The following is a 15546-nucleotide window of genomic DNA, read 5'->3' as shown; positions in this document are numbered from 1 at the left end:
CAACTGGGACATTTGCGAAAGCGATTTTCCTGCGATTTACGGGAAAATAACCGTTTGGACAAGGAATATCGCAGTTTTTTTCCTTGCAATCATTCGTTTCCATTGTAAAAGACGTAAGATTGTCGCCAACGGAATACCCGGGACGCTGCGTCCGCGGGGCATTTGTCGATAATCTTCAAAATAAAGCACTCTAAATATGGCTGGCGCAGATGGTTTGCTGTGTATCGGTCTGCTTGAGGATGACGCCGACTTCCGGGAGGAGTTGGCGTTAGGCTTGGGTGGCTATGGTTTCCGGGTGGCATTCGCCTGTGATAATGCCGCGGCGTTTTATCGTCGGTTGCAGGAACAGCCCTGCGACATCGTCATTCTTGACGCCCACCTGCCCGGGGAAGACGGTTTCTCCGTGGCGACCCGCCTGCGCGCCCTCAGCCCCGTCGGTATCGTCATGCTGACAGGCCGTAGCGCGCTGGAAGACCGGGTGCGCGGCCTGGAAGGCGGCGCCGATGTCTACATGACCAAGCCTGTGGACCTGCTGGAACTCAGTTCCGTCATCCGCAGTTTGGCACGCCGGATGCGCCTGGCGAAGGCTCCGCGGCCGGTGGATGCGGAAACGCGCGCCACCGCCGACACGTCGTGGTCTCTGCAGGACGGAGGCTGGATCCTGGTTGCGCCCGATGGCGCCTCGCTGCACCTGAGCGCTCAGGAACGGACCTTCTTGGTCGCCCTGATGGATGCCGCCGGCAGCGCGGTCAGCCGTCAGGTCCTGGCGGAATTGTTCCTGCCGGACAGCCCGGGCGGCTTTGAATTGCGCCGTATCGACGTGCTGGTCAGCCGTTTGCGCGCCAAGGCGCAAAGCGCGGGCCTGAAGCTGCCCGTGTTGTCGGTGCGCGGCCAGGGTTACGTGTTCGCGGCCTGAAGACGCCAGGGGCGGTCAAGCCGCCGGAGCGCTGGCGGGCAGGGTGACGACGAAACGCGTGCCCACGCCGACTTCGCTTTCCACGGTCAGTGTGCCGCCCTGGTTCTCGCAGATGCGCCGGGCCAGGTAGAGTCCGATACCCATGCCCTGGGTTTCGCGGTGCGCCGTACGCCGGAAATGTGGCTCGAAGATCTTGGCTTGCTCCTCCAAGCCTATGCCCGGGCCGCGGTCGGTGACGGCGACCCACGCCATGGGAATGGCTCCCACCCGGGCTTCACCGGTTTCTATGCGCACGGGCTCATTCGCCGGCGAATATTTGATGGCATTGTGAATCAGGTTGCGCACCACCACGCTGGTCAGCGGGCGGTCGCAGTAGACCGGCAAGGAGGCGCTGGCTTGCACCATCAGCGCATGCGCGGTGTCGGGCTGCATGGCGGTGACGACATCGAGCACCAGATCCGCCATGTCCGTTTGCTCTCCGCGCGGCGTCCAGGCCTGTTCGCCCAGCCTGTCCTGGTTCAGCAGCTGATCCATGAGTTCGGTCATGCGGGTGACCGACCGATGTATGCGCGCCAAGCGGTTGTCCACGGCCTCGCCGCTCTCGGCAAGTATCATGTCCAGGGACTGGGCTGCCGCGCTGACGGTGGCAAGCGGCGCGCGCAGTTCGTGCGAGATCAGTGCGTTCATCTGGCGCTGCGTATCCAGCGCGCCGGCCAGTTCGGCCAGCCGCAGCTCGCCCTGGGCCAGGTGTTCCGCGTCGGTGTGTTCGTGGTCTTTGCGTTTCGATCCCTGTTGCGGGTGGCCCTGTTGATTGATCGCCAGCAGGATCAAGGCGCTCGACACCAGCAGCAACCGCGCCAATTCGGCGAACGTTCCCGCTGCGGCCTGCGGCTGCCAGGCGTCCTGCCCCAGCAACCAGGCCGAGATGCCATAGGCGCCGGCCAAGGTCAGCGCGACCGCTCTTGCTGGCGACGGGCTGGCGGCGCGGACCATGAGCCAGGTGGCCAGCGGCAGACTGGCGATGGCGCAGGCCCCGGCGATCGCGGCGGACATGACACCGTTGCCTGGGTCGTACGCGAGGATCAACGCCAGTATCGCCAATATCATCAGGGCCAGGCTGGCCCAGCGGCAGGCTGTCGCCAGCTTGTCGGCGGCTGTTTCTTTTAGGATTGGTGCAGTGAGCGCCAGCAGGGCGGCATAGGAGCCGGCCTGTAGCGCCGCCGCCGGCAACAGCGCGGGTATGGAGCGGAACACTCCCTCGACCAACATGAAGGCCAGTCCCGCGCCGAAAATGGCATTGCGGGTGGCCGCCCATGCGACCGCGCAGGCTACGGCACAGGCCGTGGCGACACCGGCGGTCAGGCCCAGATGCAGGTCTTCGTGTGACACACCCATGCCGTAGGCCAGGGCCGCGTCGGGACCGAGCAGGGCGCATAGCAGCATCCCCCCGCGAGGCAGCATGGCTTGCCGAACCGCGGAGGCGTTACCGGTGCGCCGCGGGCGGGACGGCCAGAGAGCGCGAAAAAGCCAACAGATGCGAAGCAGCATGCCTTCCGTCAACTGGAAACCCATGGATGAGCAGGCGCGAGATCGCGCGCCTGGGCGGAGTTTACGACAGGCCCGCGCATGGCATGCACGCCCAGGCCCGCCAGGACATTCTGCGTGGCAATGTCTGGCACGTCCTCGGCGTAGACCGCGATATTCAGTGCGGCCGCCGTGGCCACCACCGTGGCGGCGAGGTGTTGGCTGCCCGGGCTGTGAAGCAGGCCGGTGATGAAGCCGCCACATAGCTTCAGATAGGACAAGGGGAATTCGTGCAGGTGCTCGATGGCGCCGAACTGGTATGACAGTCGGCTTACGCCGACGCGGGCGCCTGCAGCCACGACGATGTCGCAAAGCGGGTGCAAGTCGGTTCCCTGCGCGGCCAGGGCCGCCGCGTCGATTTCAACGATCAGGCGCGCGCTCAGCGCGGGGCGGTCGGCCAGCATGCGTTGGAGCCTGGACTGGAACGAAGGCTGGGCGATCGATGCCAGCGAAATTGGCACTGCCAGCGCGCCGGGGCGCGCGTACAGCCAGTCCAGCCCCAGGCGGATGGCTTGTATGTCGCATTCCGCGGACAGGCCGAGGCGGACGGCGGGAGGCATGAAGATCGAAGCTGGCACGGGATCCGCGTCGCTGGTGTCGTGCAGGGTCAGGCTGGCTTCCTGGTGCAGCAGGCTGCCGGAAAGATCGTGCAGAGGCTGCACGGACAAGGAGAACCTGTGCTGTTCGAGCGCGGTGACCAGCGCGTCGTGCCAGCTGTATTCGCCGATGTGCGTGCTGTCCGGCGCGCGGCTGGCCGGGGCGATCTGGTCGTCGTCGGCGCTTTCGGCGCACATCAGGGCGTGGTCCAGCCGCGCCAGCGTGTCGCTCATGCCGTCTCCTGGCGCGTAGGAGGCCATCGCCAAGGCCCAGCGGCAGGATTCGTGCTTGTCCATGGGCACGCGCAGCGAGCGCAGTTCGCGCCGCACCCGCTCGGCCAGCAGGCTGGCTTGAGGCGCCGAGGCGCGGGGCAGCAGCAGCGCAAAATCCGAACCGCTGATGCGCGCGAGCATGGCTCCCGGACCGCCGAATTCAGCGACCAGCTTGCGCAGCCGGTCGGAAGACGAGCGCAGCCACTGGTCCGTGAAGGCGCGCGAGAGATGCCGGTTGATCTGCGCCAAGTCGCGTTGCCGGAACATCAGCAGATGGCCGCCCGCGTCAGGGTCCTTGTCCGCCAGCGCCAATCTGAACTGGTCGACAAAATACTTGCGGTTGTGCAGCCGGGTGACGGGATCCCTGTAGATTTCGCTCTGTAGCGATTCGATCCGCGCATTCTGTTCCTGGACCGTGGCGGCGACTATGCGTTGCGCGTCCACCAGCGCCTGGTCGACGCCCGCCAGTTCGCAGGCGCCGTTCAATGTGTTGCGGTTGCCCGGCGCCAGCGCGCGCACGCGCTCACAGATGTCGCGCGAGGTGCGAGCTTCAATCCGCCGCGCCAGGTTCACGGAGAACAGGACCCATAGCAGGCCCGCGGCCAGCATCAATCCGAGGACCCGCACGCCGCCTTGCCATAGCGTATCGCGAGCAGTCCGCGAATCCGCTTGTACGGTCACGACACCTCGTGAACTGCCGTCCGGGGCCGAGTAGGGCCGCGATACGACGGGGGCGACCATGTTCAGCCAGGCGTCACGCCAATCGTACTCTCTGGTCTGCGGATCGGTTTGCGGCGTTTGGCGCTCGATGACGGGCGCGCCCCTGTCGTCCGTGATGCGCACCAGCGCATAGTCCCCTCCCGCGAACATTTCATCCGCCAGCGCAGTCCGTTCATCGGGGGTGGCAGTCGCATGCGACAAGGCCCAGGCCAGCGCGTTGGCGCCGTCGTCGCTCTGCTGCGCCAACTGCGCGCTCAGATAGCGGTGCGCGGCCAGCATTCCCACCGTCTGTGCGCCGAGCAGAACCAGGCCGATCAGGAGGGCAGTGAAGAAAAGGAGCCGGCGGAAAGTGGACATGTATTTGGAGGTTCCCTTCCTGGCCATTGCGTGGCCTGAACTGAGGACTGCCAGTTGTCCGGATGGAATGGCGTCGGATCGCGATCAGCGCTAGAGGGCCTGGATACGGGTGTGATACGAGTCACTAATACATCAGTGGTACAGCAATTCTACATGTCACAGAACGTGCCGAATATTACTAAATTCGTGCCGTAAGGGGCCAAGCTGTGCAATTATTTCGAAGCTGTCTGATTTTGAATGACAACTATCGAGACACGGTGTATTAATTTTTCGGGTGTAGCTGTCGTAAGTAGTAGGCGAGCATGGCGCGAGGGCCGGCGCCAGTCTGCCGTGGCTCATCCCGAAGCCCTCCGTGAGCAACCAAAGTAACCGTAGGAATACAGGGAAAAGAGGTGCGTTGCCTCTGAAGTGTGGCGTTTTTTGCGAAAATAATGCATATTTTAAAAAATGTTACAGTCCTTGGGTTCCCTTTCGAACCGCAACGCCAGGGGCTTATGGATAGGGGGCTTCGTGCGTGAGAGTTACCTGCTCGCACTGTGCCTGACGCTTGCGGGCGCACTTGTAGCGATATGCTGGGTCTTCGTACGCAGGGAACGCCTGCTGCGTCAACGCCTGACGCGCGATGAACTGACCGGTGTCCTGAATCAGCAGGAATTGCACCGGCGCGCCCGCGCCTGGCTCAACAATGCAGAGGGCCGCTCGCGCCGCGGCGCGTTCTTCCTGGTGAGCTTCGAGCAATATGCCGAGATCAGCGCCATGTTGCGCGCGGGCGAAGATCAAGCCCTGCTGGTGCAGGTGGCCAATCGCCTGGGGTTGATCTGCCGGTCGATGGGCGGCATGGTGGCGCGTTCGGGGGCGGATGCTTTCACGGTCTGCGCACCCGACGTGGATGAGGCGGGGGCGGCCCAGGTGTCGGCCAAGCTGCTGGAAGCCCTGAGCGTACCCTACGAGCTGGGCGGACGTCCGCTGATGGCCATGTTCCGCGTCGGCGCCGCCTTGTATCCCGAGCACGGCCGCAGCGTGGAAGAACTGCAGCGCTGTGTCCAGGTGGCCCTGCTGCCGCTGAAGGAGCGCGGCGGCCCAGGCTGGAACTTGTTTGATTTCCGCATGCTGGCGCGCCAGCGCGACCAGCAGGGGCTGGAAAACGACCTGCGGCTGGCGCTGACCACGCCGGACATGGATCAGTTCGAACTGTATTACCAGCCGGTCTGTGACAGCGGCACCGGCATGGTGCAGGGCTGCGAGGCGCTGCTGCGCTGGCATCACCCCGTGCTCGGCAGCGTCTCGCCCGCGGTGACCATCGAATTGGCCGAGCGCAGCGGCCTGATCGTGCCGTTGGGGGCCTGGATATTGGAGCGGGCATGTACGCAGGCGGCACTATGGCCGGCGACCTGGCGCGTGCACGTAAACCTGTCGGTCAAGCAGATGAACGAAGATGGCTTGGTCGAACTCGTGTCAAATGCGCTGGCGGCCGCAAACCTGGCCCCGCGCAAGCTGGTGCTGGAGATCACGGAATCCCTCTTCATCCTGCATTACGAACGGCATGTGAAGATCCTGAACACGCTGCGTGCGATGGGCATCGGCGTGGCGTTGGACGATTTCGGCTGCGGCTATTCCAGTCTGAACCATCTGCGTTGCCTGCCGATCGACTGGGTCAAGATCGACCGCAGCTTCATCTCCGCGCTGGAATCCGATGCCGGCAGCCGCGAAGTGGTCTCGGCGCTGTTCGGCCTGTGCCAGGCGATGCATCTGCCGGTGGTGGCCGAAGGCGTCGAAACCGAGGGGCAGCGCGAGATCCTGAAGTCCCTGGGATGCCGGGTGATGCAAGGTTTCCTGTTGGGACGCCCCGCGCCGGCGTCCGAAATCCAGGCTTTGGCCTCGGCGGTGTCATAATCGGGGTTGCTTGCAAACCCCACCTGTTGACTCCCTATGCCCGGCAATACCCTAGGTACCCTCTTTACCGTCACCAATTTCGGCGAATCCCACGGGCCGGCCATCGGTTGCGTCGTGGACGGCTGTCCTCCGGGGCTGCCGCTGGATGTCTCCGACATCCAGCTCGAACTGGACCGTCGCCGCCCTGGCACATCCCGCCACGTCACGCAGCGCCAGGAAGCCGACCAGGTGGAAATCCTGTCGGGCGTCTACGAGGGAGTGACGACGGGTACGCCCATCGGTCTGCTTATCCGCAACACGGATGCGCGCAGCAAGGACTACTCCAATATTGCCGATACCTTCCGTCCGGGCCATGCCGATTACGCCTACTGGCGCAAGTTCGGCGTGCGCGACCCGCGCGGGGGCGGCCGTTCCTCCGCGCGCTTGACGGCGCCGACCGTGGCGGCAGGCGCCATCGCCAAGAAATGGCTGGCGGAACAATACGGCGTCAAGGTGCGCGGCTACATGAGCCAGCTTGGCCCCATTGCGATTCCCTTCGTTTCGTGGGAAGACGTTCCCAATAATCCGTTCTATGCGCCAAACGCCGCGGTCGTTCCCGAACTGGAAGCCTACATGGACCAGTTGCGCCGCGACGGCGACTCCGTGGGCGCCCGGATCGAGGTCGTGGCCGAGAACCTGCCCGCGGGCTGGGGCGAACCGATCTACGACCGTCTGGACGCCGACATCGCACACGTGATGATGGGCCTGAATGCCGTGAAGGGCGTGTCGATCGGAGCGGGTTTTGACAGCATCGCTCAACGAGGCTCGGAGCACGGCGACGAAATTACCCCGGACGGTTTCCTGACCAATAACGCGGGCGGAGTGTTGGGCGGCATTTCCACTGGCCAGCCAGTCACCGTTTCGCTGGCCATCAAGCCGACCTCCAGTATCCGGGTCGAGCGCCGCTCCGTGAACCGCGCCAATGACCCGGTCATGGTGCAGACGCTGGGCCGTCATGATCCTTGCGTCGGCATCCGCGCCACGCCCATCGCCGAAGCGATGCTGGCGCTGGTCTTGATAGATCATGCCCTGCGCCACCGCGGCCAGTGCGGCGATCCGGTAGTCTGATACGCTGTTGCTCTTCGAATTGTCTGGGAGGCCCGTCATGAACCGGAAACGTCATCTGCTGCGCAACGCGGGCGCGGCGCTCGCGCTGGCGGCCCTGGCGGGCTGCACCGGCATGAATACCACGCAGTCGGGCGCCATCGGCGTCAACCGGACCCAGTACATGTCCAGCATGGTGCCTTCGCAGGCGCTGGAACAAGAGGCGACCCAGCAGTACGCCGACATACTCAAGCAGGCGCAAGCCAAGGGCCTGCTGGACCGCGACCCTCAACAGGTGGCGCGGGTCCGCACCATTTCCCAGCGGCTGATCGCGCAGGCAGGAGTCTTCCGGCCTGACGCCGCCAACTGGAAATGGGAAGTGCATGTGTTGTCCAGCAACGAGATCAACGCCTGGTGCATGCCGGGCGGCAAGATTGCGGTCTACACGGGCTTGCTGGCCAAGATCAAACCCACGGACGATGAGCTGGCGGCGGTGCTGGGCCATGAGATTTCGCACGCCTTGCGGGAGCATGCGCGCGAACGCGTATCCCAGCAGATGGCCACCAACCTGGGCTTGTCGGTGCTGGCGATCGCCACCGGATCTTCCGCGGCGTCCGACCTGGGCGAACAGTTCACCAGCGTCATGTTCACGCTGCCCAACAGCCGCACGCACGAAACCGAAGCCGACCGCATGGGTGTGGAGCTGGCGGCCAGGGCGGGATACGATCCGCGCGCCGCCGTGACGCTGTGGCAGAAGATGGGCGCGGCAGATCAGGGCAGCGCACCGCCCGAAATCCTGTCGACCCACCCGTCTGCCGCATCGCGCATCAGCGATCTGCAGGCCGCAGCCCAGCAGGTGCTGCCGCTGTACGAACAGTCCAAGGGTAAAGCCGCCCGCTGAGGCGGCTGCGGCGGCCGTGATTTTTACGGCCGCCTCTTGAATCGCTGCCTTATGACGCGGCTGTCCTGACGCCGGGACCGCGCATGACAGCGATGCCCAGCCTGGCCAGGATGCGCTGCGTTTCGGCATCCGGCACATCTTCGGCATAGACCGCTATCTTCAAGCCGCGCGCGGTTTCCAGCACCGATGCCGTCAACTGTTGGCTGCCGGGGCTTTGCGACATGCCGCCGACGAAACCGCCGCCCAGTTTCACGTACGACAAGGGCAGGGTGTGCAACTGCGCAACTGCGCCGAACTGCTGAGCCAGGCGGCGCACGCCGATATGCGTGCCGAACTCCGATGCGACGCGGGCCAGCGTGGCGATCTGCTCGTGGCATTCCACCAGGCCGTGCGCGTCGATTTCCAGGTACAGACGGCGCGCCAGAGGCCGGTGTTCGGTCAGCAACAGGGCCAACTGGCGGAAGAACTTCTGGCCTCGCAACGAGGGCAGGGCCACCCGCACAGCCAGTTCGCCCGGGTTGGCGGCCAGCCAGTCCAGCCCCAGGCTCACGGCTTCCAGGTCGCAATCAGCCACCAGATCCAGGCGCACGGCCGGCGGGATGAACAGCGTGGCGGGGATCGGCACCTGGTCGGCCGCGGTCCGCAGCATCAGCATCGCTTCGGTACGGACGGTGCTGCCGTCGGTGGCTCGCAGGTCTTCCGTGGCCAGCTCGAAACAATGTTCTTCCAGAGCGGATTGGATCGCGTCCTTCCAGGCGCGTTCACCCGATTCCGAAGGCGACTGCATGTCGGTCGCTCCGGCGATCACGACATGGTCGTTGCCGGCGCTTTCCGCCCGCATCAAGCCGAAATCCAGGCGTGCAAGCACCGGCCCGGCCTGGCTGCCGTGGCCATAGTCGGTCATGGCCTGCGCCCAGCGGCACAGATGTCCTTCGCCCACGGGAATGCGGGACGCGTGCAGGTCGGCGCGCACCTGCTCGGCCACCATCATGGCCTGGGGCGCCGCGCAGCCCGGCAGCAGCAAGGCGAAATCCGAGCCGTTCAGGCGGGCCAGCAGGGGCGAGGCCACGTGCATGCTCTTGAGCGTACCGCGGATGCGCTCGCAAGCCGTGCGCAGCCATTGGTCGATGAACTCGCGCGGCATATGGCGATTCAGGTCCGCCAGGTCGCGTTGGCGGAACACCAGAACGTGGCCGCCGTCGATGCCACGGCCGCTTGTGAGGGCAGGGGCCTCCAGCGCGCGGCGGAACTCGTTGACGAAGTACTTGCGGTTCGGCAGGCCCGTGACCGGATCCTGGTTCAGCTCCAGCTCCAGCGACTCGATCTTGGCGTTCTGTTCTTCGACGCTGGCATGGATGCGTTCGCGGGTCTGGTTCAGCGCCTGCACCACCCCGGACAGTTCAGGCACGCGCGCCTCGACCTGTTCCGTCGGGGAGTCCTGGCCGATACTGCGCACGTGGTCGCTGATTTCACGCAGCAGGCGGTTCTTGATCCAGCCCACCAGCATGAAGGCGAACACGGCCCACAGGATGCCGGCGCCCACCACCAGGGCGATCATCTTGAGGCTGCTGCGCCACAGGGCTTCCCATGCATAGGCGTCGTTGGCGATCAGTGTGACCTCGCCGATCTGGCGCCAGCCATCGCTGACGGCATGGCTGGCCGATTGCGTAGTCAAGGGGGCCAGCGCCTGAAACCAGGCCGGAACCGACGCCGCGGTGGCCGTGGATTTCCGTTCGATCAGAACCTTGCCTTCCGGATCGCTCAAGCGCACCAGCGAGAAATGCCCGCCGTCATACAGCGCCGACACCAGCAGCTCTTGCACGACCGGGTCGTTGTTCGCTGGCTGCGAGAGCGACAGCGCCAACGACACGGCGGCGTCCGTGCTCTGCACCTGCAGTTGGCCGGACAGGTACTCCCGAGCGGAATTCACGCTGAGCGCGAGCGTGCCCAGCAGGATGACGCCGATGGCGAGGGTAACGCTGAGCAATAGCTGTCGAAGTATGGACATAGTCTTATTTCCGGACATCAGGGGCGCACGCCTTCCCGTTCCATGCGTTGAAGTAGATCACGCCAGCGGCTGAGACGGTCAACCGGCGCGGCGGGCTTGCCGTCCACGTAGACGCCGTCGGCATTGAAACTGAATACCGGCGTCAGGTCGCGACGCTGCGTGGCGGGCAAAATGGTCGAGATCAGGTTGTCCAGCACCAGCGGCACGGCATTGGGGGTTTCGTAATAACCCAGCACCATGTGGGCGATCTGGGTGCTGCTGGCCGCGCCGCCGATGCGCGCGCGGACATAGATGAATCGCAGCTTGTTGGCCGGCACGCCCAGCGCCAGCAGCGTGAAGTACTTGCCGATGACGTAGTCTTCGCAGTCGCCGGCGCCCCTGCCCAGCGATTCTAACGGCGTGGCCCAGTAATCGGCCTGTTTCCAGATGGTGATGTCCTCGCCGGACATCAGGGAGCGGTTCCAGAAATCATTGGCCTGTGTCAGCGCGCCTCTTTCCTGGGCAGAGGGGGGACTGCGCATCAATTGCAGCCATTCCGATACCGCCTTGGAGCCTTTTGCGCCATAGCGACTGGCCGACAGGCTTTGCAGCCGGTCGGCATTCACTTCCAGGGCGGAACTTCCGCCCCAGCCGCAAGCCAGGCATAGCAAAGCCAATCGGCACAGATTCAGCGTGCGGCGGAAACGGCGGGACGATGGCATGAAACGGATTTTCACATTTTTCCGGGCATCTTAGACGCGCCCTGGGAAAAAATGCGTCATGCGGGGGCGGGAAGATCCGTTGCGGATCTCCCCGGGAGCTATTGTTCAGGCGTGGTCGACGGTTAGCTTACCTTTCTGCAGCAGGTCATTGATGATGGCCTGGTTGCTCATGGACTGGCCGTAGGTATCGTGGGTGAGATCCACGTTTGCCAGCACGATCTTTTGGTCCGCGCCCTGGGTACCCAGCTGGCCGTGGGTGTTCACATCGATGACCGTGTCGTTGTCTTCCTTGCGGAAGCCCAGGTAGTTGGTTAGGTTGCCGTCGTTTTCGCCGACGAGTAGTTCCTGCAAGTCAAGAATGTCGCCGCCGTCGGCTTGCTTTTGAATCGAGAAGTCCATGATCCTATCCACAGCAGGGGCGTCCGTGGTGCCCTGGTCATTGAGTCCCCACTTGAACGTGTCGCTGTTGTCGTCATATCGGACGCCATTGCCGTCGCCGTACATGAGGTCATTACCCATGCCACCTATCAGAACATCACTGCCTGCATCGCCTTCGAGATAGTCGTTGCCTGTGCCGCCCGACAGGATGTCGCGGCCATTGCCACCGTACAAGGTGTCGTGGCTACCTTGGCCGTAGAGGATGTCGTCGCCATCGCCGCCGTGTAGGATATCGAAACTACCGCGCGTATCTCCATGCACTTCTAGGATTTCATGGTTTTCCGAGATGAACTTGTGCAGATCTACATCCGTAGGCGGCACGCCAACCTTCAGAAACAAGAATTGCTTGAGCGCCTCCAGGCCCAACCCGTCGTGCAGACCTTCAGGTCTGGCGGGATTGCCATCGATGCCCCAGGGTAACTGATCGGTGTTGATCGCATCGCCGAACAGGATGTCTGAACCCTTTCCTCCGGAGATCCAATCTGTGTCCGGCAAGGCCAGTACATGGCCTGGCAAGTCGCCGGCCTCAGCTTCTCGGCCTTGAGAAATCCAAAAGTCAGCAGGTTTTGGGGGAGGAGGGGGAAGGCCGAGCATGCCTCCGTGGTCGCCTAGTATCACGTCATTGCCGTCTCCGCCGTACCAATTGTCGATGATCTGGGCTCGGTTGTAATCGTCGTCGCCACCGACGATGAGCTGGCCTACGTTGATTTTGAATGTCTGCTGATGGGATAGGTCGTCGCCTCCGTTGGAAGTGCCACCGTTATCTCTGACGCGAAAGTCGAAGGACGATGAAGTATTGTTTCCGTCGAAGGTCACAGCGTCGGGTTGGAACACTAACTTTCCGCTGGCCAGATCTTCAGTGCTGATTTCTTGTCCTTGCACAATCGCTTTGCCATTCAAGAGCAGCCGACCGTGTTGGGGTAGAGAGTCGATAATCACCGACTTCATCGAATGTCCCTCCCCTGGGTCGGAGAATGGGAAGTCATTCAGACTGAACGTGTAGCGGCCGCCTGCCACGACGTTGCCGGAGGCGTCTTGCGACACCGGGGCGTCGTTGACGGACAGAACTCGAATGTTCAAGGTGGATGAGGTCGTGAGCGTGCCGTCCGTCACGGTGTACGTGATCTGCGGGACGTTTCCGTTCCAGTTTGCGTCCGGTGTGAACACATAATTGCCGTCGGCTTTCACGAGGATTGAGCCCACGCCCTCCATGTACGCAGTGATGCCGGCGGAGTACGTTGTGCCATTGAGGGTGAACGTTGTGACAGTCAGCGCGTCGTTGTCGACATCGATTGCCCCGATGAGCACGTTGCCGGATGCCGCGTGGTCCTCTAACACCAGGTTGTCGTGTGCCTGGAGGATCGGCGCGTCGTTGGCGCCCGTGATTTCAACGGTCAAGACGGCCGAGCTGGTACCGCCCTCGCCATCGGAGACGGTATAAGTGATCGAACTGTAGGCTTTCTGGCCGACGCCGAGGTGTTGAAAGGCAGAGCCTGGGTCGAAGCTGTAGGAGCCATCGGCGTTCAGTGTGAACGTGCCGCCGTGGGAGCCCGCGATGGCGGCGCCTACGTTGGCTGCGTTGCCGTTCACTTGCGAAACGGCAAGCGCGTCGCCGTCTGGGTCGTTGTCGTTTGCCAACACGCCGTTTTGAGCACTGACGTCGAGAGTCGAATCCTCGCTGACAGCGCCCGAGTCGCCAGCCGCCAGGGGGGCGGGATTGGCAATGGCCCAGTCGAACTTCTGCGAGGTTGTCGCGCCAGAGGGGTCTGTGGCGGTGATGGTGACGTTGTATACGCCGATACTGCTGCCTTGCGACGCCGAAGGATCGATATCACCGTTAATGATGCCGGTGCGAGGATCGATGCTCAGGCCGGGCGGCAAGCCGGTTGCGGTGTAGGTAAGCTTGTCGCTCGCGTCCGGATCCGAGAAGCGGCCGGAGATGTCGTAGCTCACATGGGTCTGAGCGTCCAGGCTGGAGATATCGGAAATGGCAGTGGAGACTGGCCCGTCGTTGGTGCCGGTGATCGTCACGACGGCGGTTGCCGTGGAGGTGGCGCCGCTGGGATCCGTGATGGTGTACGAAATGGTGCTGGTGGCGGTTTCGCCCGCGGCCAGGCGGTCAAACTCGTTTCCCGGCGTGAAGACATAGCTACCGTCAGGCAGGACTGTGAATGTGCCGCCATTGCTGCCCGCGATTGAAATGCCGTCCGCGGTCATGGGCCGGCTACCTACCGACGCTATCGTCAGGTGATCGCCGTCCGGGTCTGAGTCGTTCGAGAGCAGGTTGCCGCGCACCTGGCCGTCTTGATCGCCTTGACCCGCATCGTCCCGCGCGGTGGGGGCATGGTTGACGCTGACGGGAGTGGGCGCCTGGTCGTCGCCATTGACGGGGCCAATGCTGGACATGCGTGGCAAGACCGCTTCATCGCGTGCGGGATTCGAGTAGGCCAGGTCGAGCGGACTGGTCGTTTCAAGAAGGCGAGCCAGTCGGACAAAGCTGCTGCCGCCTCCACCGCCGCCGCCTGCCACGACGGCGGCGGTGGGATCGAGTTCGTCGAACAGGTCGCGGCCGTCTTGCAGTGCGGCCAACAATCGGTCGGAGTCGGTGCCAGCGGGCGGCGCTACCGCCGCTTCGGACGCATCATCCAGAATGCCGGTCATTTCGCTGGTCAGCGCGACGTCGCGGTCTTCGCCGATGACGATCGGCATGCCGTTTTCAATATGCAGGGAAACCGTGGCGCCCGAGGCTGTGACGACGTCACTGCCGACCGCGACTTTGCTGCCTTGATGCAGTTCGGTCAGGGAACCGTCGCTATTGCGTATCCATGCGCGACCGGAGATTTCGTTGACGATTGCGGCGGGAGTATTGGCCATGTTGGTCTCGTTTCAGAGCGTTGTCCAAGATGGTTTGATACTAGAGGGCGTTGCTGCCGCTCGATACTGCCAATACTAATAGTGCTAAGCAAAGACGTAGCAGCTTGATGGAAGACGAATCATGCGAGAAGGCCGTTTCCGGCCCTTCCTGGATTCGTCGCCTAGGCATGGTCGACGTTCAACTTTCCTTTCTGCAGCAGGTCATTGATGATGGCGTGGTTGTTCATGAATTGGCCGTAAGCATCGTGGGTGAGGTCGACGTTCTCCAGTACGATTTTCTGATCCGCGCCCTGCGTGCCCAGCTTGCCCTGGGTGTTCACATCGATGACTGTATCGTTGCCTTCCTTGTGGAAATTCAGGTACTTGGCCAGTGAGCCGTCATTCTCGCCGACCAGCAACCCCTGCAGATCCAGAATGTCGCCGCCGTCGGAGGGCTTCAGGGGCGAGAAGTCCTTGATCGTATCCACGGCCGGGGTGCCTGCGGCGCCTTGGTCGTTGAACGCCCACTTGAATGTGTCGCCGCCTGAACCGTCGTACAGGATGTCATCGCCTTTGCCGCCAAGCAGAACATCGTTGCCGGCATCGCCAAACAGCGTGTCTTTGCTAGCGCCGCCGGACAGGACGTCGTTGCCATCGTCGCCGTGGAGCAGGTCGCTTCCTCCCTGGCCATAGAGAATGTCGTTGCCCGCGCCGCCATGCAGTTCATCATTGCCGCCGCGCGTATCTCCCTGTACGTCGAAAAGCGCGTGGTTGTCTGAGATGAACTTGTGCAGATCGGCGTCGGTCGGTTGGATGCCGTTCTTCAATAGCAGGAACTGCTTGAGCGCGTCGAGGCTGGACCCGGGGGGAAGGTTCGCGGGTTGCGCGGGGTTGTCACCGATACCCCAGGGCAAACGGTCCGTATTGATCGCATCGCCGAACAGGATGTCTGAGCCGTCGCCGGCATGGATCTTGTCGTCACCGACCGAGGCTGCTTCATTGCTAGTCTGGCTGCCGGTTAGCGTCGCCGTTAGCTCCGAGGGATGCCGTTTTCAACTTGGAGGGAAACCGTCGCGCCCGACGCAGTGACCAGGTCGCTGCCGGCCGGGACCTTGCTGCCGAGGTGCAGTTCGGTGAGGGATCCGTCGCTATGGCGCAGCCACGCGCGATCGGAAATTTCGTTGACGATTGCGGGAGACGTATTGGCCATGTTGGTTCCCTTT

Annotated in this window: 11 protein-coding genes; 4 read left to right on the top strand and 7 right to left on the bottom strand. The window is 63.3% G+C overall.

All coding sequences use genetic code 11. The annotated features are described in order from the left end of the window. The first annotated feature begins 196 nt into the window (after positions 1–196). Positions 197–916, top strand: coding sequence for a response regulator transcription factor (locus tag IAG39_RS20810; protein ID WP_054458575.1), 720 nt, complete (start codon positions 197–199; stop codon positions 914–916). A 15-nt stretch (positions 917–931) separates the two neighbouring features. Here IAG39_RS20810 and IAG39_RS20805 read toward each other — a convergent pair whose 3' ends face one another. Continuing rightward, a complete protein-coding gene (locus IAG39_RS20805; RefSeq protein ID WP_223283398.1) occupies positions 932–2377 on the bottom strand; it encodes a sensor histidine kinase in 1446 nt (481 codons plus the stop codon). Positions 2378–2472: 95 nt separating this feature from the next. Beyond that, positions 2473–4446: an EAL domain-containing protein gene (locus IAG39_RS20800; RefSeq protein WP_118933144.1), complete on the bottom strand. Its 1974-nt coding sequence runs from the start codon at positions 4444–4446 to the stop codon at positions 2473–2475. A 510-nt stretch (positions 4447–4956) separates the two neighbouring features. Between IAG39_RS20800 and IAG39_RS20795 the strand changes: the two genes are divergently transcribed. The 3 genes from IAG39_RS20795 to IAG39_RS20785 are packed head-to-tail and all read left to right on the top strand — an operon-like array spanning position 4957 to position 8323. Next, positions 4957–6339: a putative bifunctional diguanylate cyclase/phosphodiesterase gene (locus IAG39_RS20795; protein WP_059379010.1), complete on the top strand. Its 1383-nt coding sequence runs from the start codon at positions 4957–4959 to the stop codon at positions 6337–6339. A 36-nt stretch (positions 6340–6375) separates the two neighbouring features. Next, the gene (gene aroC / locus IAG39_RS20790) at positions 6376–7446 is read left to right on the top strand and encodes a chorismate synthase (protein WP_118933143.1); all 1071 of its coding nucleotides are present in this window, start codon (positions 6376–6378) and stop codon (positions 7444–7446) included. Positions 7447–7483: 37 nt separating this feature from the next. Further along, entirely contained in the window at positions 7484–8323 is an 840-nt protein-coding gene (locus tag IAG39_RS20785) for a M48 family metallopeptidase (RefSeq protein ID WP_059379015.1), read from the top strand. A gap of 49 nt (positions 8324–8372) precedes the next feature. On the opposite strand, the gene IAG39_RS20780 is transcribed toward IAG39_RS20785, so the two are convergent. The 5 genes from IAG39_RS20780 to IAG39_RS20760 form a co-directional block, all read right to left on the bottom strand. Next, positions 8373–10331: a LapD/MoxY N-terminal periplasmic domain-containing protein gene (locus IAG39_RS20780; protein WP_059379017.1), complete on the bottom strand. Its 1959-nt coding sequence runs from the start codon at positions 10329–10331 to the stop codon at positions 8373–8375. A 17-nt stretch (positions 10332–10348) separates the two neighbouring features. After that, positions 10349–11032 carry a transglutaminase-like cysteine peptidase gene (locus tag IAG39_RS20775; protein WP_187523989.1) on the bottom strand — a complete coding sequence of 228 codons (684 nt, stop codon included), beginning with the start codon at positions 11030–11032 and terminating at the stop codon, positions 10349–10351. A 105-nt stretch (positions 11033–11137) separates the two neighbouring features. Continuing rightward, positions 11138–14344 (bottom strand): retention module-containing protein, encoded by a 3207-nt coding sequence (locus IAG39_RS20770; protein ID WP_118933141.1) that lies wholly within the window; start codon positions 14342–14344, stop codon positions 11138–11140. Positions 14345–14505: 161 nt separating this feature from the next. Next, positions 14506–15150 carry a type I secretion C-terminal target domain-containing protein gene (locus IAG39_RS20765; protein WP_223283397.1) on the bottom strand — a complete coding sequence of 215 codons (645 nt, stop codon included), beginning with the start codon at positions 15148–15150 and terminating at the stop codon, positions 14506–14508. Positions 15151–15353: 203 nt separating this feature from the next. Next, a complete protein-coding gene (locus tag IAG39_RS20760) occupies positions 15354–15533 on the bottom strand; it encodes a hypothetical protein (RefSeq protein ID WP_118933140.1) in 180 nt (59 codons plus the stop codon). Positions 15534–15546: the final 13 nt, after the last annotated feature.

This window comes from Achromobacter xylosoxidans (genome assembly GCF_014490035.1).
GTDB classification, from domain to species: domain Bacteria; phylum Pseudomonadota; class Gammaproteobacteria; order Burkholderiales; family Burkholderiaceae_B; genus Achromobacter; species Achromobacter bronchisepticus_A.
The sequence above is the reverse complement of the archived record's forward strand: the minus strand, read 5'-3'. Positions and strand labels throughout refer to the sequence as shown.

Bases quoted from the DNA above. Each gene is read 5' to 3' on its own strand.
- IAG39_RS20810 (WP_054458575.1), top strand. From the start codon at position 197: ATGGCTGGCGCAGATGGTTTGCTGTGTATCGGTCTGCTTGAGGATGAC.
- IAG39_RS20805 (WP_223283398.1), bottom strand. From the start codon at position 2,377: ATGCTGCCTCGCGGGGGGATGCTGCTATGCGCCCTGCTCGGTCCCGAC.
- IAG39_RS20800 (WP_118933144.1), bottom strand. From the start codon at position 4,446: ATGTCCACTTTCCGCCGGCTCCTTTTCTTCACTGCCCTCCTGATCGGC.
- aroC (WP_118933143.1), top strand. From the start codon at position 6,376: ATGCCCGGCAATACCCTAGGTACCCTCTTTACCGTCACCAATTTCGGC.
- IAG39_RS20785 (WP_059379015.1), top strand. From the start codon at position 7,484: ATGAACCGGAAACGTCATCTGCTGCGCAACGCGGGCGCGGCGCTCGCG.
- IAG39_RS20780 (WP_059379017.1), bottom strand. From the start codon at position 10,331: ATGTCCATACTTCGACAGCTATTGCTCAGCGTTACCCTCGCCATCGGC.
- IAG39_RS20775 (WP_187523989.1), bottom strand. From the start codon at position 11,032: ATGCCATCGTCCCGCCGTTTCCGCCGCACGCTGAATCTGTGCCGATTG.
- IAG39_RS20770 (WP_118933141.1), bottom strand. From the start codon at position 14,344: ATGGCCAATACTCCCGCCGCAATCGTCAACGAAATCTCCGGTCGCGCA.
- IAG39_RS20760 (WP_118933140.1), bottom strand. From the start codon at position 15,533: ATGGCCAATACGTCTCCCGCAATCGTCAACGAAATTTCCGATCGCGCG.